The organism is Rhodococcus erythropolis NBRC 15567, from assembly GCF_001552595.1.
GTDB lineage: Bacteria > Actinomycetota > Actinomycetes > Mycobacteriales > Mycobacteriaceae > Rhodococcus_F > Rhodococcus_F erythropolis.
Genome location: NZ_BCRM01000005.1, coordinates 85,712 through 107,777 on the forward strand (window position 1 = coordinate 85,712; position 22,066 = coordinate 107,777).

Here is a 22,066-nt window from a genome sequence, read left to right on the forward strand (position 1 = left end):
TCGGATACACACAAATCACCAGCTCAGTGGCGTGTTCGGAGTCGAATCGGCCCGTCGCGCGCGTTGCAACTGTCCGTCTTGGCGATGAATACGGTCTGAAATCAGCTCGAATTCGTAGATTTCGGGGTCGCGTGGAGCAAAACGAATGCCAACCTGGTGATTCGTATTCATCGCGCAGCCGTGTTAATGTTCCAACTCGTTCGAGCGCATGCGTTCGAATGACTTACGGTCCCGTGGCTCAGTGGGAGAGCGTCCGCTTCACACGCGGAAGGTCGCTGGTTCGATCCCAGCCGGGACCACAGAAAAACACTGTAGGCGTTCCCGATCATCGGGGACGCCTTCAGTCGTTTGAGAGCACAGTCGTTCCTGAGCACAGCTGTTCGAGGGCACGGTTGTTTCGGCATGCAGACCGTCGTCGCAGGTCGCCGGCCGATGATTTCGGTAGCCTGGTCGAAGAGACATTTCGCGACCGAAAAGGTGACCGACTTGAGTACCGAAAAGGTCGATTCTCCCGTCGACGATTCAGACCTGTCCGTCTTCCAAGACGCAGAGTCCCGCTGGGAGCGGTGGCGCGCTGGAATCGCCGCGCGGCCCACCCTCAATCTTGCGTACCGCATCGGTGTGGGAGTCGTGGGCACGATCGTGTTCGCAGCAGGCATCGTGGCTATTCCGTACCCCGGGCCCGGTTGGCTCATCGTCTTCGCCGGCCTCGGCATACTGGCGTCGGAGTTCGCGTGGGCACATCGACTCCTTCATTTCGCGAAGGCTCGATACGACAGGTTCATGGAATGGTTCGGCAAGCAGTCGCTGTTCGTCAAGGGGTTGGGCGTTCTGTTCACCACAGTGATCGTCCTGGCGACTTTGTGGGTGCTCGGCACCTTCGGCCTGATCGGGACATGGGTGGGCCTGGACTACTCGTGGCTCGAGTCGCCACTGTGAGCTGAACGCGGCCCGGTTTCCTTCACTCGGTTGTCTCACCATGTCGGTAGGGCCGATAACATGATCGTGCGCGTGCTCGCAGTGGGTACGACGCCTGTCTAACTTGTCGCAATACCTTTAGGAGCACATCGCCGTGACCAGTCCCGCGCCAGAGCACTCAGCCGCCCCACTTCGGGTGCCCGCGGGGACGACCGCCGGGACTGCAGTGCGCGAAGCCGGATACCCCACGAAGGGGCCCGACGTGATCGTCGTTGTCCGCGATGGCGAGGGAACGCTCAAGGATCTGTCGTGGACACCTGAGGTCGATGTCGACGTCGAGCCGGTGGCAGCATCCACCGAGGACGGCCGCAGCGTCATCCGGCACTCCGCGGCTCACGTCCTCGCGCAGGCGGTCCAGAAGGAATTCCCCGACGCGAAGCTCGGGATCGGTCCGCCGATCAAGGATGGCTTCTACTACGACTTCGCAGTGGATCGTCCGTTCACTCCGGAGGATCTGGCCAAGCTCGAAAAGCGTATGAAGCAGATCATCAAGGGATCGCAGCGTTTCTCGCGTCGAGTGGTCGATTCGATCGAGGACGCTCGGGTCGAGTTGGCCGACGAGCCCTTCAAGCTCGAATTGATCGACGACAAGTCCGGTATCGACGATCCCGAGATCATGGAGGTTGGCGGCAACGAGCTGACCATCTACGACAATCTCGATCCGCGCACTGGCGACAAGATCTGGTCCGATCTGTGCCGCGGCCCGCATATTCCGACCACGAAGCACATTCCGGCCTTCAAGTTGACCCGAAGCTCCGCCGCCTACTGGCGTGGCAACCAGGACAACGCCGATCTTCAGCGTGTCTACGGCACCGCGTGGGAGTCCACCGAGGCTCAGGACGAGTACCTCGAACTGCTCGCCGAGGCCGAGCGTCGTGATCACCGCAAGCTCGGTACCGAACTGGACCTCTTCAGCTTCCCCGACGAGCTCGGTTCGGGTCTGCCGGTGTTCCACCCCAAGGGCGGCATCATCCGCACCGAGATGGAGAACTACTCGCGCAGCCGCCACATCGAGGCGGGCTACGAGTTCGTCAACACTCCGCACATCACCAAGGGACATCTGTACGAGGTTTCCGGTCACCTCGACTGGTACCGCGACGGAATGTTCCCGGCGATGCACGTCGACGAGGAACTGAACGAGGACGGCACCGTGCGCAAGCCGGGCCAGGACTACTACCTCAAGCCGATGAACTGCCCGATGCACAACCTGATCTTCCGTGCTCGCGGACGCTCGTACCGTGAATTGCCGTTGCGGCTCTTCGAATTCGGCTCGGTCTACCGCTACGAGAAGTCCGGCGTCATCCACGGCCTGACCCGCGTGCGCGGCATGACCCAGGACGACGCTCACATCTACTGCACCCGTGAGCAGATGCGCGACGAGCTGACCACCACCCTGCAGTTCGTTCTGAACCTGCTCAAGGACTACGGCCTCGACGACTTCTACCTCGAACTGTCCACCAAGAACCCGGACAAGTTCGTCGGTAGCGACGACGTCTGGGAAGAGGCGACCGCAACGCTCGCCGAGGTCGGCGAAGCTTCTGGCCTGACTCTGGTGCCGGATCCGGGTGGAGCCGCGTTCTACGGTCCCAAGATCTCCGTTCAGGTCAAGGACGCACTCGGCCGCACCTGGCAGATGTCGACCATCCAGCTCGACTTCAACCTGCCCGAGCGGTTCGAACTCGAATACACCGGCAACGACGGCGTCAAGACTCGTCCGGTCATGATCCACCGCGCGCTGTTCGGCTCGATCGAGCGGTTCTTCGGTGTCCTGACCGAGCACTACGCGGGCGCGTTCCCGGCGTGGCTGGCGCCGGTACAGGTCGTCGGAATTCCGGTGGCCGAGGCCTTCGCCGATCACCTGTTCGACGTCACGAAGAAGCTCAAGGCAGCCGGTGTTCGCGCCGAGGTCGATTTCAGTGATGACCGGATGCAGAAGAAGATCCGTAACCACACCACGCAAAAGGTTCCGTTCATGCTCCTCGCGGGCGAGCGTGACGTGGAAGCCGGCGCGGTCAGCTTCCGTTTCCGTGACGGCACCCAGATCAACGGAATTCCCGTCGACGACGCCGTCCGGATCATCACCGAGTGGATCGGCCGCCGCGAGAATGCCTCGCCGACAGCCGAACTGGTGCAGCCAAGCGTGGCGCAGTGAGCGCCCCCGGTGACGATGGTCCGGGTTCGCTGATCGACCACGGCGTCGGCGATCCTGATCATTTGCAGCGTATTTGGTCGCCACATCGGATGTCGTACATCACCGAGGCGCCCAACACCCCGGGTACGACGGGTGAACCGTTCATCGACATTCCGAAAATGTCGGACGAGGAAGGGTTGATCGTCGCCCGCGGTGAACACGTCTACGCGGTCTTGAACCTGTACCCGTACAACCCGGGTCACCTGATGGTGGTGCCGTACCGCAAGGTCGCGGCCCTCGAAGACCTCACGCCGGAGGAGAGCGCCGAGTTGATGGCGTTCACCCAGCGTGCGTTGCGGGTGATCAAGAGCGTGTCGAATCCGCACGGATTCAACGTCGGTCTGAATCTCGGTGCTGCCGCGGGCGGTTCGCTGTCCGAGCACCTTCACCAACACGTAGTGCCACGTTGGGGCGGCGACGCCAACTTCATCACCGTGCTCGGTGGGGTCAAGGTGATGCCGCAATTGCTGCGGGAGACCAGGGGACTACTCGCCGGTGCCTGGCAACAATAGGTTGATGCATCCGGCTTCATGGCAGGATGCATTGCTGCAACGAGTTCCGAACCGGAACTCACGACGGGGAGGGTTCCTGCGGTGTTGAGCTTCTTCGGGCGCGCATCGGTGTCCAAGGTGACGGCACCTATGGGGAAGGCGCTGGTCAAGACCGGTCTGACGCCGGACTCGGTGACGGTGATCGGCACGGTGGCAAGCGTCGCCGGTGCGGTGACGCTGTTTCCGTCCGGACATCTGTTCTGGGGAACCTTGTTCATCTGGTTCTTCGTCATGTTCGACATGCTCGACGGCGCAATGGCTCGTGCTCGCGGCGGCGGAACGCGGTACGGGGCGGTACTGGACGCGACCTGCGACCGCGTGGCCGACGGCGCGATTTTTGCCGGCCTGGCCTGGTGGGCGGTCTACCACGAGAACAGCAAGTGGCTGCTCGTCGCGACGCTCATCTGCCTCGTCACCTCGCAGGTCATCTCGTACGCGAAGGCGCGCGCAGAGGCGAGCGGGCTGACTGCGGACGGCGGGTGGATCGAGCGCCCGGACCGACTGATCATCGTGTTGGTCGGATCTGGCCTGACAGGTATGGGTCTACCGTGGGCGATTCACATCGCGATGTGGGTACTTGCCGCCGGAAGTATCGTGACGGTCTTCCAACGAGTGCTCGCGGTGCGCAATTCGCCTGGCGCCCGGGAACTTCTGCCGATCGCCCCGGCGGCATCGACGGTCGAAGGCGCGCCGAACACCGACGGCGAGCCTAAAACGGACGGCGAGGCAGAGAAATGAGCTTTGCCGAGCGTGCAACCGATCTGGGATACGCCGCGGGTTGGCGTCTGGTACGAAGCCTGCCGGAATCGGTGGCGGTCAAGCTGTTCGACGCCGGAGCGGATTTCGCGGTACGCAAGGGCGGACCCGAACAACTCAGGAAGAACCTCGCGAGAGTTCTGGGCACGACGCCGGAGGAAGTTCCGGATCAGTTGATCAAGGATTCGATGCGCTCGTACGCCCGGTACTGGCGTGAGGCGTTCCGTCTACCGTCGATGGACCTGGTTGCGACAGGTAAGGCGTTGCATGCGCTGGTCGAGGGCCAGGAACATCTGGAAAAAGCAATGGCAGCAGGTCATGGCGCGGTATTGGCGCTGCCGCACAGTGGCAACTGGGACATGGCCGGCGTGTGGTGTGTTCAGCAATGGGGTGGGTTGACCTCCGTTGCCGAGCGGCTCAAGCCCGAATCCCTGTACGAACGGTTCGTCGACTATCGCGAGAGTCTCGGCTTCGAGATCTTCCCGCTCAGCGGCGGGGAGCATCCACCGTTCGTCGAACTGTCCAAGCATCTGCGTGAGAACAAGATCGTGTGCCTGTTGGGGGAGCGCGATCTGGCGAAGAAGGGTGTGCCCGTCACCTTCTTCGGAGAACCCACTCGCATGCCCGCCGGCCCGGCGAAGCTCGCGATCGATACCGGCGCGCCGCTACTTCCGGTCCACTGCTGGTTCACTCCCGACGGTTGGGGTTTCAAGATCGACCCGCCGATCGACGTATCCGGCGGAGTCGGCCCGGCCACGCAGGCACTTGCCGACCGTTTCGCGGTCAACATCGCAGCGCACCCCGCTGACTGGCACATGCTTCAGCCGCTGTGGCGCTCCGACCTCTCCGAATCGCGGCTCGCCCGCATGGAGGGTGAATGAAGATCGGCATGATCTGCCCGTACTCCTTCGACGTCCCCGGTGGCGTGCAGGCGCACGTGGTGGATCTGGCCGAGGTGCTGATCGAACGTGGTCACAAAGTGAGTGTGCTTGCGCCGTCGTCCGATGACGACGAGTTGCCGGATTTTGTGGTTTCCGCAGGTAAAGCCGTCGCGATTCCCTACAACGGTTCTGTTGCGCGGTTGTCTTTCGGCCCGACGGCGAACAACCGCCTCCGCAAGTTCATCGCGGAAGGTGACTTCGACGTTCTACATATCCACGAACCCAATGCGCCGAGTCTGTCCATGCTCGCGTTGCGTATCGCGGAAGGCCCGATCGTCGCCACCTTCCACACGTCGACTACGAAGTCGTTGGTGCTGAGCACTTTTCAGGGTGTCTTGGCTCCGTATCTCGAGAAGATCAGTGGCCGGATCGCAGTCTCGGAGTTGGCGCGTCGGTGGCAGGTCGAGTCCCTCGGATCCGACGCGGTCGAAATTCCCAACGGCGTCGATGTCGCAGCGTTTGCCGAGGCCGATCTGTTGCCCGGCTACCCGCGCGAAGGTGGAACCATTCTGTTCCTCGGTCGCTACGACGAACCGCGCAAGGGGATGGCCGTCCTCCTCGGCGCACTGCCGGAGTTGGTCGAGCGTCACCCGGATCTCGAAGTGATCGTGGTCGGACGCGGCGACGAGGAGAAACTCCGCAAAGAGGCGGGCAAGTACTTCAAGCATCTCCGCCTGCTCGGGCAGGTCAGCGATGAGGAGAAAGCGTCGGCGCTTCGCAGTGCGGACGTCTACTGTGCGCCCAATCTCGGCGGTGAGAGCTTCGGGATCGTGCTGGTCGAGGCCATGGCGGCTGGCACTGCCGTCGTGGCCAGTGAGTTGGACGCTTTCCGCCGTGTTCTTCGCGACGGTCAGGCCGGCTTGCTGGTCCCCATCGGGAACTCCGATGCCTTGGCCGAGGCAATCGATTCCGTTCTCGGTGACCCGGATCGACGACGCGCGCTGGTCAACACCGCGACAAGTGTTGTTGCCGAATACGACTGGCCGGTGGTGGCCGAACAGATCCTGCGTGTCTACGAGACCGTCACGGTTGGCGGCACCGGCGTACGCGTGGTGGGGTCATGACCTTCTCCGCTCTGACGATCTTCATTCTCGGGCTCGTCGCTGCCGTCGTCCTGGTCGTCGGACTGTGGGCGTACGGGACGGCGAACCGACTCGATCGACTGCATGTGCGTTCGGATCAGTCGTGGTTGGCGCTCGATGCGGCTCTGTCCCGTCGTGCCGCGGTTGTCCGCGCGGCGGCTGTGGACATGAGCGCCGACGACGCCCGCAGATTCGTCACCTTGGCGGACGCCGCCGAACGGGCGGATCGTCAGGATCGCGAGCTTGCCGAGAACCGGCTGTCCAATGCTCTCGCTGCCTACGGCACGACGTCGCTGCGACCTCAACTGGTGGCCGAGTTGGCCGATGCCGAGGCGCGCGTGCTGATCGCCCGGCGGTTCCACAACGACGCGGTGCGAGACACTCTCGCGTTGCGTACCCGACGACTTGTTCGATGGCTACATCTCGGCGGAACGGCGCCACTGCCTCAATACTTCGAGATCTCTGAGCGCACGACCGCGGCGGCGGTGCCCGAGGGAATCACCGTGGATACGTCACGGACCTCTGCCCGCGTGGTGATGCTGGACGAGGAAGATCGGGTGCTGCTGTTGCGCGGGCACGATCCCAAGATCCCGAACACTTACTTCTGGTTCACCGTCGGCGGCGGGCTCGAACGCGGCGAACATCTGCGAGCGGCCGCGGTTCGTGAGATCGAGGAGGAAACGGGGTTCAAGGTAGCGCCGGAGAATCTGCGAGGTCCGCTTTGGCGTCGGGTGGCGATCTTCCCGTTCGACGGTGAGCTGATCCGTTCGGAAGAGCTGTTCTTCGCTACGCGCACTCACGGCTTCGAGCCGGTCTTCCAAGGCCACACGGAATTGGAACAGCGTGCCATCACCGGCCATCGCTGGTGCAGCGCCGACGAGATCCGCCGACTGGCCAAGTCCGGTGAGCCCGTCTACCCGTTGGATCTGGCAAACCTCCTGGTGGAGGCCGCGACGATTGCGGACGGTTCCGAGGATCCGGAAGTGCGTTCCATCCGCTGATCGTTCGGTCGTTCAGTGCTCGCGGCCGTTTAAGGCCAGCAATGGCAAATTGGATACGGAATCGAAGGCCGGTTCGTCCTAGAGTTCTGGCCAGAGGCCTCCGAGCGAATGAACTCGTGTGTTCGCCGTGCCTTGTTTCTTTCGTCACGCCACTACTGCAGGAGTTTGCTGTGAGCACCCCCGACTCTGCCCCCACCACCGCCATCGGCACCGCCCGCGTCAAGCGCGGCATGGCTGAAATGCTCAAGGGCGGTGTGATCATGGACGTGGTCACCGCTGAGCAGGCCAAGATCGCCGAAGACGCCGGCGCCGTCGCCGTCATGGCACTCGAGCGGGTCCCCGCAGACATTCGCGCACAGGGCGGCGTCTCGCGCATGAGCGACCCGGACATGATCGACAGCATCATCTCCACCGTCAGCATCCCCGTCATGGCGAAGGCACGCATCGGTCACTTCGTCGAAGCTCAGATCCTGCAGAGCCTCGGCGTCGACTACATCGACGAGTCCGAGGTCCTGACCCCGGCCGATTACGCCAACCACATCGACAAGTGGAAGTTCACCGCTCCCTTCGTGTGTGGCGCCACCAACCTCGGTGAAGCGCTCCGTCGCATCAACGAAGGCGCGGCCATGATCCGCTCGAAGGGCGAAGCCGGCACCGGAGACGTCTCCAACGCCACCACACACATGCGCACCATCCGCGGCGAGATCCGCCGGTTGACCTCGCTGAGCGAGGACGAACTGTACGTAGCCGCCAAGGAACTGCAGGCCCCGTACGAACTGGTCGTCGAGGTCGCCAAGGCAGGCAAGCTGCCTGTCACCATGTTCACCGCCGGCGGCATCGCCACCCCGGCAGACGCTGCGATGATGATGCAGCTCGGCGCCGAGGGCGTGTTCGTCGGATCGGGCATCTTCAAGTCCGGCAACCCGAAGCAGCGCGCCGAGGCCATCGTCAAGGCCACCACGTTCTACGACGACCCGGACGTGCTCGCCAAGGTCTCGCGCGGACTCGGCGAGGCAATGGTCGGCATCAACGTCGACGACCTGCCCGTCGGACACCGCCTCGCAGAGCGCGGTTGGTGACAGCAGGTTCGACGACCGGGCTCAGTGCCTGAAAGTCTTCACACAAGAAGGGCGGCGGGTGCATTGGCAACCGCCGCCCTTCGGGGTGTGGCGGACTGTCAGATGCTGTCCGATACCTCGAACACGAACTCGACCTCGACGGCACTGTTTCGGGGGAGTTCGGCCACGCCGATCGCAGAGCGGGCGTGCTGTCCAGCGGTACCGAAGATCTCGGCCAGCAGGTCGGACGCACCGTTGATCACCTGGGGTTGCTGCGAGAATCCGGATCCCGAAGCAACAAATCCAACGACCTTGACGACCCGAACGATGCGGTCGAGACCGACCAAGGCATCAACGGCCGCGAGTCCGTTGAGAGTGCACAACCGCGCCGCCTGGGCGGCGTCTTCGACGGAGACGCCCTCGCCCAACTTGCCGATGCACGTCGTAGTGCCCTCGACGAGCGGCAATTGCCCCGACGTGTAGACGTATGACCCCGTCTGAACGGCGGGAAGGTATGAGCCTGCGGGGGTGGCAACAGGCGGGAGGGTCAGGTCGAGTGCGGCGAGTCGTGCGGTCCAGGTACTTGCGTCGTTCATCGGTTCCTCAATGGGTTCTTTTGTCCGGGAATGGTGTTCGAGTCTGTCATCGGGAGTCTCGGCAAGTCCAAGTCGTATTTGCGCCCACCCCATCACTTTTGGTGATATTCGCCGTCGTCGGATTCAAATGGTGTTCGAGTTGGCCACCTAAACTGTGTCGTATGTCGTCAATTCGTAACATCTCACTGGGGATACCTGTCCGTTCCGGTCATGTACTCATGCTCGACGGCACGGACTCTGTCACGGGGGAGAACTTTCATCGATTGATCGGTGGCGGTATCGAGTTCGGTGAGACGGCCGAGGCAGCGCTGCGACGCGAGTTCGCGGAGGAACTCGGTGTCAGGTTGGGAAGCGTCGAGTTGCTCGAGGTCGTCGAGAACATCTTCGAGTTCGAGGGGCGACCTGGGCATGAGATTGTCCATGTCTTTGCAGTCGACTCAGCTGACATCGATGCGTTTCCGCTCGACGTGCAACTCCGAGTCCTAGACGAAGGTAGTCCAGTCCACTGGGTTTTGAGTGGTGGGTCCGACCGCCCTATCTACCCGGCCGAAGCTGCCCGCATTATCAACGCCCTGGTTCAGTAGGGGAATCCGTTGCCGGAACACGAGTGGCCGCAAAGGTTGCACCGCAACAATTTTCGGTCAATCGGGATTGTTCGGACTGATTCCTGGAAATCATGGCTATCGAACGTATATTCGAATAATGTTGAGGAATGTTCGATGACGGAGTAGGAAGTTCGGGTACCGCAGCGCAGCTGCCTGGTGCCGAATCCGACTGCGCCCTCATCGATCTCATCGCCGATCTGCATGCGCGCGAATCGATGCTCGTGGAACGGAAACTCGCCGCCATTGCTGAGTTTTTCGAGCGTCGCAGCGCTGACCACACCGATAATGGTGCTTGGTCGTCTACCGCTCACGAACTGGCTGAGGCCGAGCTCGGCGCGGCATTGACCATGGGCCGTGCCGCAGCGGGAAAGTTGATCGGTCTCGGCTTTTCTCTCAAGACTCGCCTCCATCGCACGCGTGCCGCCATGGCGCGCGGAGAACTGGATCTGTATCGAGTCGGATTGATCGACTCCGCTACGGCCAACGTCGCTGACGATTTGATCGACGAGGTGGAACGGCAACTCCTCGAAAAGATCTCGGCGCCACCGATGCCTGGCGGTACTGGCTTGACCGGTCGCCGATTGACAGCGGCTATCGACCGGATCGTCGCCGTGGTGGATCCCGAGGGGATACGCGAACGTCGACGCCGCGCCCTGGCTGATCGGTTCGTGGGTGTGAGCGCTGCCGAGGACGGAATGGCGCGGATATTGGGGAGTATTCCGGCGGAGGAAGCACGGGCTTTCGACCGTCGGTTGCGGGAGTTGGCAATGTCGGTGTGTCGGCACGATTCCCGTAAGTACGAGCAACGACGAGCTGACGCATTGGGAGCGTTGGTATCCGGGTCGACGATTCTGCCGTGCGATTGCGGCCTGGACGATTGCCCACAAGATCGAAGCGGGATTGTCGTGGTGCGTCGGCCGTTGGTTCACGTGGTCATGCTGGAATCAACGCTTCAGGGCGGTGACGCACCAGGTGCAGACGAACCCGCTCACCTCGACGGTTATGGAGTGATCAGTGCAGAGCATGCGCGTGACATCGCCGCGGCTGCGCTGATTCGGAAGGTGAAGGTACCAGCCGATGCCGCGCTCGAGTCTTCCGGTGAGGGCGAGCCAGTACCTCCACCCGTTGTTCCTTCGGCGTCGGTCTACCGCCCCGGCACTGTCCTCGACACCTGGGTGCGGGTGATCGCAGGTAGCTGCCAGTGGTTGCACTGCGATGTCGCTGCATGGAATTCAGATCTTGATCACACTGAGCCCTTTGATCATCGCAATCCCGCTCGTGGTGGAAAGACCGTGGCGTCGAATCTGAGTGCGTATTGTCGAAACCATCACCGCCTCAAGCATTCCGGTCAGTGGTTGCACACCTCGAACCCGGACCGGAGTGTCATGCTGACCTCCCCGACCGGACATTGCTACCGAACCAGGCCGTCAGGTCTGCTGGCGGGAATGCTCGAGCCTGTACTGCCCGAGGGTGGTCGGCGTCGGCGCACACGTCTGGAGAACAAGGCCTCTCGTGTGCGGGGTGAGCGCCGGCGTCAGCGGATACGGATGCACCGGCGGATGAAGAAGGCCCCGAGGAGGACCTTCGACGGCGGAGACGATCCACCGCCGTTCTGAGTCGATGCGCCCCGTCGCTCAGGGTTTTCGGATGCCCACTTTGGTGGCCGGGGGTGCGTCAGGCATTGTGTGAAGGTCGGTAGACGTCGGTACACGGGAAGATGTGGAGCATCGATGGCTAGGATCGAAGAAATTCTGGAGTTGGAACGCCTCGAGCGTGACATCTTTCGAGGAATCATCGCGGAGACCACCCTGACCCGCACTTTCGGCGGCCAGGTCGCCGGTCAGGCATTGGTGTCGGCGGTACGCACGGTCGATCCGGCCTATTCAGTTCATTCGTTGCACGGATACTTCCTGCGTCCGGGCAATCCGATGGAGCCGACCGTTTTTCTGGTCGATCGCGTTCGGGACGGTCGATCGTTCGCGACCCGCTTGGTCACCGGAATTCAAGACGGGCAAGCCATTTTCACGATGTCGGCATCCTTCCACGTCCAAGACGAAGGCATCGAGCACCAGGACGAGATGCCACCGGTCCCTGACCCCGAGACCTTGGCCATCGCCCAGGATTCGGAAGACCCCGAGACTGCGTGGTTGGCTCGCGAGTGGTCCGATTGGGACCTCCGGATGGTACCGAAGGCCGACATCAACAAACGTCCAGGCGCTGCCGCACAGCAGCAAGTATGGTTCCGTTCCCGCGAGGCTCTCCCGGACGACCCGGTATTTCACGTGTGCACGCTTGCGTACATGAGCGACATGACGCTGCTCGGATCTTCCCGAGGCCCTCACATGGACGTCGCAATGCAAAGCGCCTCGCTCGATCACGCCATGTGGTTCCTGCGGCCGTTCCGGGCCGACGAGTGGCTGTTGTACGACCAGACGTCGCCGTCAGCGGGCTTCGGTCGCGCATTGACGCAGGGACGAATCTTCGACAGCCGAGGAAATATGGTTGCTGCAGTCGTTCAGGAAGGCCTGACCAGGCTGTATCGCCCGAAGTGAGGTCGGCCGCAGTGAGATCAATCGCAGTGAGACCTTCACTGGCGAGACCGCACCGCAGGCCGGGCCGGATGGTCGTACCTGACCTCGAAATCGACCTCCTCGGACACCTCTGATCGGTGTTCGAGGAGTGCGTCGACGGTCCACAGATCCGCCTCCGGAGTGTGCCGCCGCATGGCAGGTTCGCTCATGTCCAGGCGGACGCTGACGTCGAACTCCAGCCCACGCCCGAGCAACATCGGACCGGCGATCACGATGACCGCGCGCTCATGGACGGGGACGCGGGTCGAGCGAGCCGATCGATCGGTGGGTTCGTCCCAGAGTTTCGGCAACAACGCTCGTTTGGTGCGGGCAGCGGTGATCACTTCACGATCGAGTGCCGGATAGTCGAACCAGATGGTGCGGTAACTCAGCGCATCCTCGTGACCGAACTCGTATCGCAGCGAAGCCGGCCGCACGTAGTCGTGCAGTGACACAACAGCACTCGGCCTGCTGTGCGACTCGACGGCGGCCCGGACCAGTTCCGCGAGCCGAGACGGCTGCGCACAATCAGGTCCGTCGATCGCTACTACCGCCACCGACGGAAATGATCCGCTCAGCGTTGCGATCTGCTCGGCCAGGGCGAGGGGAGTGGACGGGATGAATGTGCTCACGCCCACCATGGTGCCGTGCCCGCTCGCCGAGGCGATATTGTGAACCGTCATCGCGCCCACTGCGGCGGTCTATTTCCGGAGGACTCATGGTTGGTATCGAGGAGATCCTCGCGCTCGAACACCTGGAGAAGGACATCTTCCGTGGTGCGGTCCATCCCACTGCACTTCAGCGGACGTTCGGCGGGCAGGTTGCCGGGCAGTCTCTGGTTTCTGCCGTGAGCACCGTCGACGAGAGCTACCACGTGCACTCGTTGCACGGATACTTCCTGCGCCCGGGCAACCCGAAGATTCCGACGGTCTACCTGGTGGACCGCATCCGCGACGGGCGCTCGTTCTGCACCCGCCGGGTGAACGCAGTCCAAGACGGCAAGACGATCTTCACGATGTCGGCCTCGTTCCACGTCGAGGACGAAGGTATCGAGCATCAGGATCGGATGCCTTACGTTCCGGCGCCGGAGGACTTGCAGGACGCGCAGACCGTTCCCAAGTTGGCGGAATCGCAGTTCTACCAAGAGTGGAAGAACTGGGACATCAGAATTGTGCCGGCCGAGCAGAGTGCGTCAGCGCCGGATCTCGCCGCACAACAGCGCGTGTGGATGCGCTACCGCGAGCCTCTGCCGGATCGTCCGCTGCTGCACATCTGCACGCTTGCGTACCTCAGTGACATGACCCTGCTCGGAACTTCGAAAGTCCCGCACCGCGGCGTGAAGACGCAGACTGCTTCACTCGATCACGCGATGTGGTTCCTGCGTCCGTTCCGGGCCGACGAGTGGTTGCTCTACGACCAGACATCGCCGTCGGCAGGTTTCGGTCGCGCGCTCACTCAGGGGCGTATCTACGATCGCGATGGCAACATGGTGGCAGCGGTGGTTCAGGAGGGTTTGACGCGTCTGGAACGCGAACCCGACAGCCGTGAGAACAAGACAGGAACTGTGGGATGACGCGTCCGTTGATCGGTGTACTCGCCCTCCAGGGTGATGTTCGCGAGCACCTTGCTGCACTTGATGATTCGGGTGCGGATGCCGTGGGTGTCCGACGGCCGGAGGAGCTGGACAAGGTAGACGGAATCGTGATTCCGGGTGGCGAATCCACCACCATGAGCCGGCTTCTGCAGGTGTTCGAACTGTTGGATCCGCTGCGTGAGCGTCTTCGCGGCGGGCTGCCGGCCTACGGTTCGTGTGCCGGCATGATTCTGCTGGCGAGCGAGGTACTCGACACCCGGCCGGACGCCGAACATCTCGGCGCCATCGACATGACGGTGCGCCGCAACGCTTTCGGCAGACAGGTCGATTCTTTCGAGTCCGACCTGGAGTTCGAGGGCATCATCGGAGATCCCATCCGCGCCGTCTTCATCCGCGCGCCGTGGGTGGAGCGAGTTGGACCGGGCGTGGAGGTCCTTGCGCAGGTTCCCGCCGCCGCGGGGGAGGCCGCGGGCCGGATCGTTGCGGTTCGGCAGGGCTCGGTGATCGCCACTTCTTTCCATCCCGAGGTAACCGGTGACCGTCGAGTGCACGAGATGTTCGTCGATCTGGTTCGCGGATAACTCGAGTAGTCAGCCTCGTCCGAACCTACAGCTCCAGTTCGCGGGCAAGGATCGCCGCCTGTACGCGTGAGGTGAGGTGCAACTTCGACAGAACTCGCGACACGTGCGACTTCACCGTCGGAGCACCGACACCGAGTTCACGCGACAGTTCGGCATTGGACATACCCGTCCCCAACAGCGCGAGCACCTCGCGTTCACGATCGGTGAGCTCGCTCAATCCCAGCGGTTCGGTGGGTTTGGGTGCACGCTGCACGAACTCGCCGATCAGTGCACGCGCCGCGCGAGGAGCGAGCACTGCATCTCCGGCCGCGACGTTGCGGATAGCGTTGGTCAGTTCGTCCGCGGTCGCAGTCTTGAGCAGGAATCCCGACGCGCCGGCGCGCAGGGCCGCGAAGACGTATTCGTCGAGGTCGAAGGTGGTCAACACCAGAACCCGGCTGCGGGTCGTCCCGATGATCTGACGCGTCGCCTCGATGCCGTCGGTGCCTGGCATCCGGACATCCATGAGTACGACGTCGGGTTGATGCGTGCGGGTGACGGTGATCGCCGACGCTCCGTCACCGGCTTCTGCAACGACATCGATGTCGTCGTGCTGCCGCAGGATCATCGCCAGGCCGGAGCGGATCGCGGCGTGGTCGTCTACCAGGGCGACGGTGATCACCGATCCGTTCCGTTCGGTGCGGGGACCGGTAGCTGCGCGCATACCGTCCATTCTCCGTCGACCGGAAGTGCGTCGAGTGAACCGCCCAGCAGCTCGGCGCGGTGACGCATGTTTGCAAGTCCACGCGTTCCAGCCCGCGGATGGGATGTGTCGCGACCGACCGGGTTTCGGATCTCGATCTGTAATGCATTGTGCTGGAGAGAGATCGACATCGAGATCGGCGCACCAGGTGCGTGCTTGAGTGCGTTGGTCAAGGCTTCCTGGGTGATCCGATACGCCGTGTGATCGACCACGCTCGGCAGGTCGGCAGCATCGACGTCGATCACAACGTGAACAGTGCCGCCGGCTGCCCGAACTGCGTCCAGGACGACGGGCAACTCGGTCAGCCGCGGGGGAGAGGAACGCGGGTCCGGGGTCTCGTCGTCCCCGGCGTGGAGCAGTTCGATCATCGACCGCATCTCGGAAAGGCCCGCGAGACTGCTCGATCTGATCGCCCCGATCATCTCCCGCAAGCCGTCGTCTGGTTCGCCCCGTTCACCGGAGAGAGCTGTGGTGGACAGTGCCGCCTCCGAATGGATTGCGATGGCGGAGAGGTGGCTTGCGATGACGTCGTGCAGATCGCGCGCCATGGTTGCTCGTTCGTGAGCGACTGCGGCCTCGCGGTCTAGAGCGGCGAGTGCTTCGTGGACTCTGGAACGCTCGCGTTCGGCCTCGGTCAGTTCGACTTGTCGACGGATGACCAGTGCCCACCACACCGGCGTACCGAAGAACAGAGCGGTCACGACGCCTGCCCCAGCCGCAGCGCGGACGTCCTGGGTGGACAGGTAGACGAGTGCGGTGAGCGCGGCAACCGTCACCGCGGTCAGAGAACACACCACTCGGCCCAGCCGCGCCGTCCCGTACAGAACTGCGGCGTAGGTGAGATCCGAGAGGACCAGCCACATCGGCAGAGTCGGTCCCAGGGCGGCGTCGACCGCGACGATGACGGCCCCCGCCGCCAAAGCTGTTGCCGGTCGCACCCGCCGGAACGAGTCGATCGCACACAGCAGAGCCAGCATCCCGATCCGAACCCCGGCGGGAACGTCGGCGACCCCTCCGACATCGGTCCACATTTGGTACAGGCCGACCAGGTAGAGGAGTACCCCGATCGCGAACAGGCCGAAGGCGATGAGCGGATCGTTCCACTTGCCGACACTCCGACTTCTGGTCACCACAGACTTATCAGAGCACATCGGGGCGCCTGACTTGTCATACCAAATGATGAGGTCGGCGTTGTTCCGATGGCTGATGTGCGGATTCGATAGAGAAGACAGGCTCGACGTATGAAAATTCGCTTCGAGTTGATGATCGGCATTCTCTTGGTCGTCGGTGGCGGCTGTCTGTGGCTGTTCGCGCGTGACGCCGAGTTCTTCTGGTTTCGCGGCGGGCCACTCGGCGTGATCCTCGCGATCATCGGTGCCTTCGACATCGTGAATGCAGTCCGAACGAGGGAGACAGCGATACCCGAGCGCCGAAACGACTGACGTGGAACTCGTCCTGCTCACCACGCTGGGCGGGCTCGCCCTGCTGGACAGTACGAGCATCGGAACATTGGTCGTCCCGGTCTGGATGTTGTTGATGCCGGGACGACCGCAGGTTCGCAGGCTGCTGACGTATCTGGTGGTCATCACGACGTTCTATTTTGTTGTCGGGGTGGCAGTCTGGACGACGGCACGGGCAGGTATGCCTGTCGTCGCCCCGCTGCTCGAAACCCCCGCCGCCCGCGGTGCGCAGTTGATTCTGGGTATCGCGTTGTTCGCGTGGAGTTTTCGATTCGATTCCGAGAAGAGGCGCACATCCGGTCAGGCCGATCGAACTCATGTTTGGCGAGAGCGGGTGCTCGGCTCGGGCAGTTCCGCGAGAAGTGTTGTACTTCTGGCAATTGCTGCCGGGACCGCCGAGTTGGTGACGATGCTGCCCTACTTGGCGGCGATCGCGATGATCACCGCTGCTGGGCTGTCCGCAGTCACATCTGCGTCGATACTTGCCGGATACTGCCTGATCATGGCCACTCCGGCAGTGCTTCTGTTGTGCGGGCGGATCGTGGCCGGCGACCGACTGGACAAGCCGCTGAGCGGGGTGGACTCGTTCATCTCACGCCACGGCGACAGCGCGATGGGTTGGGTGTTCGGCATTGCCGGCTTCTACCTCGCCGGCAATGCCGCTGCCGTGTTGTTCGTGAATTGACGTTGTTCGTAAATTGACGTTGTTCGTGAATCAACCAGCCTGAACCAACGAATTGATCAGCTTCACACCGTCTTCCGGGTGATCGACGGTTACGGCGAACAGTCGTCCGTTCTCGAGAGTGACCACGATGGCCTCACCCGAGCGGAGCGTGACGGCTGTTCCGCGCGGTGTCATTCGGTAACCCCATCCACCCCATTCGGCCGGACGTATCGCGTCGACTGATGCGGACTTCACCTTCGAGATGGGGATCTTCTTCCATCGAACGCCCCAGGAACTGATGCCGACACCATGACGGTCGACGCGCACGGTGACCGACGCGAATGCTGTGACGGCGAGGGTGGACACACCTAGGATCACGGCAACCCACCAATCCGAGTACGCGGCAGTCGCGATCACGAGAACTACGAGGCCGGCGGTAACGATCCACGGCCAGACGCTGCGGACCTGCCCGACCCACACTGCACGTTCGGAGGCCGTCAGCGGAGTGTCGAGCGTCGGGGTCGGCAGTGGCGACTCCGGGCCGCTTCGTTGCTGGTCAGGCAGCGCGTATGCCAGAACTCCTACGAGTACCGCCGCGATCGGCGCAAGAATCCACCAGCCGATACGCGCGTCTTCCGGCGACCCGGCGTCGATCGTCAAGGCGACGCTCAGAATCCAGATCGTCGCCAGTGTCGCACTCGAGATCGAGGTTACGGCGAGAAACAAGGGCGCGTTGTCGCTCGAACGGGCCGCGACGGCACAGGCGCAAACGACAGCCACCAGTGAAATCACCAGCGCGATGGCGAAAAACGTCGTCGTGGTGCTGAACCCGTCCGGGGTCGATCCGGACCAATGGCTCGCGACGGTCTCGGGTAGGCGGTCACCCCACGCGAAGCGTGCGAACACCAGAATCAGGGTCGGGATCAGAGTCAGCGAAGCTGCTGTCCAGAGTCGGATCTTGCTGGTCGTCATTGTGTGCTGGTCTCCTTGATGAGGTCGAGCATGTGCGCAGTGTCGAGTCCGAGATTTCGGGCCTGCCGTACGAACTCGCGCGCAGATTCGTTGAGAGCTGTTCTTCCCGAGTCGAATTCGGCGCGAATGACGGCGCCACGTCCGCGTCGGAGGTCGATCAGGCCTTCGTCGCGGAGTGTTGCGTACGCACGAAGAACCGTGTGGAGATTGACGTCGATCGACTCGGCGAGAGCGCGAGCGGACGGCAGGCGGTCACCTGGTCCGATCTCACCGCGGATGACCGAGCCACGAACCCCGGCTGCAATCTGCTCCGCGAGCGGAGTTGTGGAGGCGTGATCTATTCGGACCAACATGTTTGCATTCTATGCAAACAATGCGCGGTTTGACTAATTCGTGTCGGGGGATGCAGCGAGTTGTGACGTGGGACGGGTAACATCGGCAGAGCTGAAAGACGCGCATTCGGCGTGCGCAACGCAGCAGGAAAGGGGCTTGAATCGCATGAGCGGCCACTCAAAATGGGCCACCACCAAGCACAAGAAGGCTGTGATCGACGCACGTCGTGGCAAATCCTTCGCGAAGCTGATCAAGAACATCGAGGTGGCGGCACGAACCGGCGGTGGCGATCCCACGGGCAACCCCACCTTGTACGACGCCATCCAGAAGGCGAAGAAGACGTCTGTTCCCAATGACAACATCGAGCGTGCGCGCAAGCGCGGCGCCGGTGAAGAAGCGGGCGGCGCAGACTGGCAGACCATCATGTACGAGGGCTACGGACCCAACGGCGTCGCCGTTCTGATCGAGTGCCTCACCGACAACCGCAACCGCGCAGCCGGTGAAGTTCGCACCGCGATGACCCGTAACGGTGGCAACCTCGCTGACCCGGGTTCCGTCTCCTACCTGTTTGCTCGCAAGGGTGTCGTCACGCTCGAGAAGAACGGCCAGTCGGAGGACGACGTCCTGATGGCTGTGCTCGACGCCGGTGCCGAGGAAGTCACCGATCTCGGTGAAACCTTCGAAATCGTCAGTGAGCCACAGGATCTGGTTGCCGTACGTTCGGCACTTCAGGAAGCCGGCATCGACTACGACTCCGCTGAAGCCGATTTCCGCGCTTCCGTCGAGGTTCCCTTGGATGTCGACGGCGCACGCAAGATCTTCAAGCTCGTCGACGCGCTCGAAGACTCTGACGACGTGCAGAACGTCTACACCAACATCGATCTGTCCGACGAGGTTCTCGCGGCTCTCGAAGACTGATTGCTTTTCAACTCAACCCGGCCCTGACGTCCACGTCTCGGCCGGGTTGCGTGTTGATGCGGGGTAGTAGGCCCGCGCACCGCTAAGCTATCGAACAGCTGTTCGGTATGGAGAGGTGTGGCAAAGTGCGCGTGCTCGGAGTGGACCCAGGCTTGACTCGCTGCGGGTTGGGCGTGGTCGACGGGAGCAACGGCAGGAAAGTGCGCCCCATTGCCGTCGACGTGGTGCGGACCCCGCCCGAGATGGACCTCGGGTCTCGGCTACTGCGGATCTCCGATGCGGCGGAGCTGTGGATCGAGCAGTACAAGCCGGAGGTCGTCGCGATCGAGCGTGTATTCGCGCAGCACAACGTCAGTACGGCGATGGGGACGGCGCAAGCAGGCGGAGTTGTCGCGCTCGCTGCCGCCAGACGCGGTATCCCGGTGTGTTTCCACACGCCCAGCGAGGTGAAGGCCGCCGTTACCGGCAGCGGTAACGCCGACAAGGCGCAGGTCACCGCGATGGTGACGCGAATCCTGAACTTGAAGACGGCGCCGAAACCGGCTGACGCCGCTGACGCTCTGGCGCTCGCGATCTGTCACTGCTGGCGAGCACCGATGATCGAGCGAATGGCCCGCGCCGAGGCGATGGCCGCTGAACAAATGCGTAAGTATCAGGCAAAATTGGCCGAGATGAAGAAGGCAGGTTCACGATGATCGCGTCGGTACGCGGCGAGGTACTCGATATTGCGCTCGACCACGCGGTCATCGAAGCGTCAGGTGTCGGCTATCGGGTCAATGCCACCCCGGTGACTCTCGGTGCACTGCATCGGGGAAGCGAAGCGCGACTGTTCACGACGATGATCGTTCGCGAAGACTCGATGACGCTGTACGGTTTTTCCGATACCGAGTCGAAGGACCTGTTCAGCCTCTTGCAGACGGTTTCCGGAGTCGGACCGCGCCTGGCGATGGCAACTCTTGCAGTGCTCGAACCGGACGCATTGCGGCGGGCACTCTCGGAAGGCAACCTGACGGCGTTGACGAGGGTCCCCGGTATCGGGAAACGCGGCGCCGAGCGCATGGTCGTCGAACTGCGCGACAAGGTCGACGCCGTCGCGACGACGGCCGGCGCGGCTTCCGGTGTCGTCGTCGGCAGTTCGATCCGTGATCAGATCGTCGAGGCTCTCGAAGGTCTGGGCTTCCCGATCAAGCAGGCCGAGCAGGCCACGGATTCGGTCCTGGCGGAATCGCCCGAGGCCACTACGTCGGTAGCACTGCGTTCTGCGCTGTCGCTGCTCGGTAAGACTCGATGAACTTCGACCCGATCGACGATTTCGACGACGAGTCGCAGGTCTCTGCCGAATTGGTGGCGGGAGACGGCGATGTCGAAGCGAGTTTGCGTCCCAAGAGTCTCGACGACTTCATCGGGCAACCCCGTGTTCGCGAACAACTGCAGCTCGTGCTCACCGGAGCAAAACTTCGCGGCAGCACACCTGATCACATCCTGATGTCCGGTCCCCCCGGGCTCGGCAAGACGTCGATGGCGATGATCATCGCGGGGGAGTTGGGCTCTTCTCTGCGGTTGACGTCCGGACCGGCGCTCGAACGCGCCGGAGACCTGGCCGCGATGCTGAGCAACCTCGTCGAGGGTGACGTGCTGTTCATCGACGAGATTCACCGAATCGCTCGTCCGGCCGAGGAGATGTTGTACCTGGCGATGGAAGACTTCCGCGTCGACGTCGTCGTCGGTAAGGGGCCGGGTGCCACGTCGATTCCTCTGGAGGTTGCACCGTTCACGCTGGTCGGTGCGACTACGCGGTCAGGGGCGTTGACCGGTCCGTTGCGCGACCGCTTCGGGTTCACCGCTCACATGGATTTCTACGAACCCGAAGAGCTGCAACAGATTCTGATGCGTTCGGCCGGAATTCTGGGCGTCAATCTCGAAGTTGACGCCGGCGCCGAAATCGCACGACGCTCGCGGGGGACGCCGCGTATCGCGAACCGATTGCTGCGCCGGGTTCGCGACTTCGCCGAGGTGCGCGCCGACGGAATCGTCACCATGGACGTCGCTCAGGCGGCCTTGGCTGTCTACGACGTGGACCAGTTGGGCTTGGACCGTCTCGACCGATCCGTACTGAGTGCATTGGTGCGGTCGTTCGGCGGCGGGCCCGTCGGCGTGTCGACGCTTGCGGTGGCCGTCGGCGAGGAACCGTCGACGGTGGAAGAAGTGTGCGAGCCGTTCCTGGTTCGGGCCGGGATGATCGCCCGGACGCCGCGAGGACGCGTGGCTACCGCCGCTGCCTGGACTCAACTCGGAATGACACCGCCGCCGGATGCCGCAGCGGGCGGTATCGAGGTTCGTGTCAACGAACCGCAGGCCACGTTGTTCGATCCGAACGGAGAGTGAATTTCGACTGGAAAGGCCTACTTGAACGGCCGATCTGTCAGGAATCCTCAGCAACTAATGGCACACTGGTGTATTGCGTAGGTCCATC

Annotated in this window: 25 protein-coding genes and 1 tRNA gene; 20 read left to right on the forward strand and 6 right to left on the reverse strand. The window is 62.8% G+C overall.

Annotated elements, in window-relative coordinates; translation table 11 throughout:
• The first annotated feature begins 227 nt into the window (after positions 1 to 227).
• The 9 genes from RE4_RS09890 to pdxS all read left to right on the forward strand — a co-directional run bounded on the left by RE4_RS09890 (position 228) and on the right by pdxS (position 8,579).
• A tRNA-Val gene (locus RE4_RS09890) sits at positions 228 to 299 on the forward strand.
• 187 nt (positions 300 to 486) lie between these two features.
• Entirely contained in the window at positions 487 to 939 is a 453-nt protein-coding gene (locus RE4_RS09895) for a TIGR02611 family protein (protein ID WP_029255280.1), read from the forward strand.
• 133 nt (positions 940 to 1,072) lie between these two features.
• Positions 1,073 to 3,130 (forward strand): threonine--tRNA ligase, encoded by a 2,058-nt coding sequence (gene thrS, locus RE4_RS09900; RefSeq protein ID WP_007732914.1) that lies wholly within the window; start codon positions 1,073 to 1,075, stop codon positions 3,128 to 3,130.
• Positions 3,127 to 3,681, forward strand: a complete 555-nt coding sequence (locus RE4_RS09905) for an ATP adenylyltransferase (RefSeq protein ID WP_019748284.1) — start codon at positions 3,127 to 3,129, stop codon at positions 3,679 to 3,681. Before thrS ends, RE4_RS09905 begins: the two co-directional genes overlap by 4 nt.
• 81 nt (positions 3,682 to 3,762) lie before the next feature.
• Entirely contained in the window at positions 3,763 to 4,458 is a 696-nt protein-coding gene (pgsA, locus tag RE4_RS09910) for a phosphatidylinositol phosphate synthase (protein ID WP_042951804.1), read from the forward strand.
• Entirely contained in the window at positions 4,455 to 5,357 is a 903-nt protein-coding gene (locus RE4_RS09915) for a phosphatidylinositol mannoside acyltransferase (protein WP_007732919.1), read from the forward strand. Before pgsA ends, RE4_RS09915 begins: the two co-directional genes overlap by 4 nt.
• Positions 5,354 to 6,481: a glycosyltransferase family 4 protein gene (locus RE4_RS09920; protein ID WP_003943332.1), complete on the forward strand. Its 1,128-nt coding sequence runs from the start codon at positions 5,354 to 5,356 to the stop codon at positions 6,479 to 6,481. The genes RE4_RS09915 and RE4_RS09920 overlap by 4 nt, the downstream gene beginning before the upstream one ends.
• Positions 6,478 to 7,500, forward strand: a complete 1,023-nt coding sequence (locus RE4_RS09925; protein ID WP_042951805.1) for an NUDIX hydrolase — start codon at positions 6,478 to 6,480, stop codon at positions 7,498 to 7,500. Before RE4_RS09920 ends, RE4_RS09925 begins: the two co-directional genes overlap by 4 nt.
• A 170-nt stretch (positions 7,501 to 7,670) precedes the next feature.
• Entirely contained in the window at positions 7,671 to 8,579 is a 909-nt protein-coding gene (gene pdxS / locus RE4_RS09930) for a pyridoxal 5'-phosphate synthase lyase subunit PdxS (RefSeq protein ID WP_003943338.1), read from the forward strand.
• A gap of 98 nt (positions 8,580 to 8,677) precedes the next feature.
• On the opposite strand, the gene RE4_RS09935 is transcribed toward pdxS, so the two are convergent.
• Positions 8,678 to 9,154, reverse strand: a complete 477-nt coding sequence (locus RE4_RS09935) for a RidA family protein (RefSeq protein WP_046379901.1) — start codon at positions 9,152 to 9,154, stop codon at positions 8,678 to 8,680.
• 161 nt (positions 9,155 to 9,315) lie between these two features.
• Here RE4_RS09935 and RE4_RS09940 point away from each other — a divergent pair, with 161 nt between their 5' ends.
• The 3 genes from RE4_RS09940 to RE4_RS09950 all read left to right on the forward strand — a co-directional run bounded on the left by RE4_RS09940 (position 9,316) and on the right by RE4_RS09950 (position 12,311).
• A complete protein-coding gene (locus tag RE4_RS09940; protein WP_021332940.1) occupies positions 9,316 to 9,738 on the forward strand; it encodes an NUDIX domain-containing protein in 423 nt (140 codons plus the stop codon).
• A gap of 128 nt (positions 9,739 to 9,866) precedes the next feature.
• On the forward strand, positions 9,867 to 11,375 hold the full coding sequence (locus tag RE4_RS09945; protein ID WP_060938510.1) for an HNH endonuclease signature motif containing protein: 1,509 nt from the start codon (positions 9,867 to 9,869) through the stop codon (positions 11,373 to 11,375).
• A 114-nt stretch (positions 11,376 to 11,489) separates the two neighbouring features.
• Positions 11,490 to 12,311, forward strand: a complete 822-nt coding sequence (locus tag RE4_RS09950) for an acyl-CoA thioesterase (protein WP_019748291.1) — start codon at positions 11,490 to 11,492, stop codon at positions 12,309 to 12,311.
• 35 nt (positions 12,312 to 12,346) lie between these two features.
• Here the strand turns inward: RE4_RS09950 and RE4_RS09955 are convergent, their stop codons facing one another.
• Positions 12,347 to 13,012: a nucleoside/nucleotide kinase family protein gene (locus RE4_RS09955; RefSeq protein ID WP_228117891.1), complete on the reverse strand. Its 666-nt coding sequence runs from the start codon at positions 13,010 to 13,012 to the stop codon at positions 12,347 to 12,349.
• A 35-nt stretch (positions 13,013 to 13,047) separates the two neighbouring features.
• On the opposite strand from RE4_RS09955, the gene tesB reads away from it, so the two are divergent.
• Both tesB and pdxT read left to right on the forward strand, forming a co-directional pair.
• A complete protein-coding gene (tesB, locus tag RE4_RS09960) occupies positions 13,048 to 13,902 on the forward strand; it encodes an acyl-CoA thioesterase II (RefSeq protein WP_060938511.1) in 855 nt (284 codons plus the stop codon).
• Positions 13,899 to 14,504: a pyridoxal 5'-phosphate synthase glutaminase subunit PdxT gene (pdxT, locus tag RE4_RS09965; RefSeq protein WP_003943308.1), complete on the forward strand. Its 606-nt coding sequence runs from the start codon at positions 13,899 to 13,901 to the stop codon at positions 14,502 to 14,504. The genes tesB and pdxT overlap by 4 nt, the downstream gene beginning before the upstream one ends.
• A gap of 25 nt (positions 14,505 to 14,529) precedes the next feature.
• Here pdxT and RE4_RS09970 read toward each other — a convergent pair whose 3' ends face one another.
• A complete protein-coding gene (locus RE4_RS09970) occupies positions 14,530 to 15,207 on the reverse strand; it encodes a response regulator (protein ID WP_060938512.1) in 678 nt (225 codons plus the stop codon).
• A complete protein-coding gene (locus tag RE4_RS09975; RefSeq protein WP_238076724.1) occupies positions 15,162 to 16,376 on the reverse strand; it encodes a sensor histidine kinase in 1,215 nt (404 codons plus the stop codon). The genes RE4_RS09970 and RE4_RS09975 overlap by 46 nt, the downstream gene beginning before the upstream one ends.
• A gap of 111 nt (positions 16,377 to 16,487) precedes the next feature.
• Between RE4_RS09975 and RE4_RS09980 the strand changes: the two genes are divergently transcribed.
• Both RE4_RS09980 and RE4_RS09985 read left to right on the forward strand, forming a co-directional pair.
• Positions 16,488 to 16,688 (forward strand): hypothetical protein, encoded by a 201-nt coding sequence (locus tag RE4_RS09980; protein ID WP_003943331.1) that lies wholly within the window; start codon positions 16,488 to 16,490, stop codon positions 16,686 to 16,688.
• Position 16,689: 1 nt separating this feature from the next.
• A complete protein-coding gene (locus tag RE4_RS09985; protein ID WP_060938514.1) occupies positions 16,690 to 17,391 on the forward strand; it encodes a GAP family protein in 702 nt (233 codons plus the stop codon).
• A gap of 30 nt (positions 17,392 to 17,421) precedes the next feature.
• Here the strand turns inward: RE4_RS09985 and RE4_RS09990 are convergent, their stop codons facing one another.
• Positions 17,422 to 18,342 carry a hypothetical protein gene (locus RE4_RS09990; protein WP_060938515.1) on the reverse strand — a complete coding sequence of 307 codons (921 nt, stop codon included), beginning with the start codon at positions 18,340 to 18,342 and terminating at the stop codon, positions 17,422 to 17,424.
• Positions 18,339 to 18,695, reverse strand: coding sequence for a GntR family transcriptional regulator (locus RE4_RS09995; RefSeq protein WP_003943322.1), 357 nt, complete (start codon positions 18,693 to 18,695; stop codon positions 18,339 to 18,341). The genes RE4_RS09990 and RE4_RS09995 overlap by 4 nt, the downstream gene beginning before the upstream one ends.
• A 145-nt stretch (positions 18,696 to 18,840) precedes the next feature.
• Here RE4_RS09995 and RE4_RS10000 point away from each other — a divergent pair, with 145 nt between their 5' ends.
• From RE4_RS10000 to ruvB, 4 genes are all read left to right on the forward strand, one after another.
• Positions 18,841 to 19,593, forward strand: a complete 753-nt coding sequence (locus RE4_RS10000) for a YebC/PmpR family DNA-binding transcriptional regulator (RefSeq protein ID WP_007732951.1) — start codon at positions 18,841 to 18,843, stop codon at positions 19,591 to 19,593.
• A 125-nt stretch (positions 19,594 to 19,718) separates the two neighbouring features.
• Positions 19,719 to 20,288: a crossover junction endodeoxyribonuclease RuvC gene (gene ruvC, locus RE4_RS10005; RefSeq protein ID WP_020907638.1), complete on the forward strand. Its 570-nt coding sequence runs from the start codon at positions 19,719 to 19,721 to the stop codon at positions 20,286 to 20,288.
• Complete coding sequence (gene ruvA, locus RE4_RS10010; protein WP_007732953.1) at positions 20,285 to 20,884, forward strand: Holliday junction branch migration protein RuvA; 600 nt, start codon at positions 20,285 to 20,287, stop codon at positions 20,882 to 20,884. Before ruvC ends, ruvA begins: the two co-directional genes overlap by 4 nt.
• A complete protein-coding gene (gene ruvB / locus RE4_RS10015; RefSeq protein WP_019748300.1) occupies positions 20,881 to 21,978 on the forward strand; it encodes a Holliday junction branch migration DNA helicase RuvB in 1,098 nt (365 codons plus the stop codon). Before ruvA ends, ruvB begins: the two co-directional genes overlap by 4 nt.
• The last annotated feature ends 88 nt before the right edge of the window (positions 21,979 to 22,066 follow it).

Coding starts and splice junctions, on each gene's coding strand:
- RE4_RS09915 (WP_007732919.1), top strand. CDS start 4,455: ATGAGCTTTGCCGAGCGTGCAACCGATCTGGGATACGCCGCGGGTTGG.
- RE4_RS09920 (WP_003943332.1), top strand. CDS start 5,354: ATGAAGATCGGCATGATCTGCCCGTACTCCTTCGACGTCCCCGGTGGC.
- RE4_RS09925 (WP_042951805.1), top strand. CDS start 6,478: ATGACCTTCTCCGCTCTGACGATCTTCATTCTCGGGCTCGTCGCTGCC.
- RE4_RS09935 (WP_046379901.1), bottom strand. CDS start 9,154: ATGAACGACGCAAGTACCTGGACCGCACGACTCGCCGCACTCGACCTG.
- RE4_RS09940 (WP_021332940.1), top strand. CDS start 9,316: ATGTCGTCAATTCGTAACATCTCACTGGGGATACCTGTCCGTTCCGGT.
- RE4_RS09945 (WP_060938510.1), top strand. CDS start 9,867: ATGTTCGATGACGGAGTAGGAAGTTCGGGTACCGCAGCGCAGCTGCCT.
- RE4_RS09950 (WP_019748291.1), top strand. CDS start 11,490: ATGGCTAGGATCGAAGAAATTCTGGAGTTGGAACGCCTCGAGCGTGAC.
- RE4_RS09955 (WP_228117891.1), bottom strand. CDS start 13,012: ATGACGGTTCACAATATCGCCTCGGCGAGCGGGCACGGCACCATGGTG.
- tesB (WP_060938511.1), top strand. CDS start 13,048: ATGGTTGGTATCGAGGAGATCCTCGCGCTCGAACACCTGGAGAAGGAC.
- pdxT (WP_003943308.1), top strand. CDS start 13,899: ATGACGCGTCCGTTGATCGGTGTACTCGCCCTCCAGGGTGATGTTCGC.
- RE4_RS09970 (WP_060938512.1), bottom strand. CDS start 15,207: ATGCGCGCAGCTACCGGTCCCCGCACCGAACGGAACGGATCGGTGATC.
- RE4_RS09980 (WP_003943331.1), top strand. CDS start 16,488: ATGAAAATTCGCTTCGAGTTGATGATCGGCATTCTCTTGGTCGTCGGT.
- RE4_RS09990 (WP_060938515.1), bottom strand. CDS start 18,342: ATGACGACCAGCAAGATCCGACTCTGGACAGCAGCTTCGCTGACTCTG.
- RE4_RS09995 (WP_003943322.1), bottom strand. CDS start 18,695: ATGTTGGTCCGAATAGATCACGCCTCCACAACTCCGCTCGCGGAGCAG.
- RE4_RS10000 (WP_007732951.1), top strand. CDS start 18,841: ATGAGCGGCCACTCAAAATGGGCCACCACCAAGCACAAGAAGGCTGTG.
- ruvA (WP_007732953.1), top strand. CDS start 20,285: ATGATCGCGTCGGTACGCGGCGAGGTACTCGATATTGCGCTCGACCAC.
- ruvB (WP_019748300.1), top strand. CDS start 20,881: ATGAACTTCGACCCGATCGACGATTTCGACGACGAGTCGCAGGTCTCT.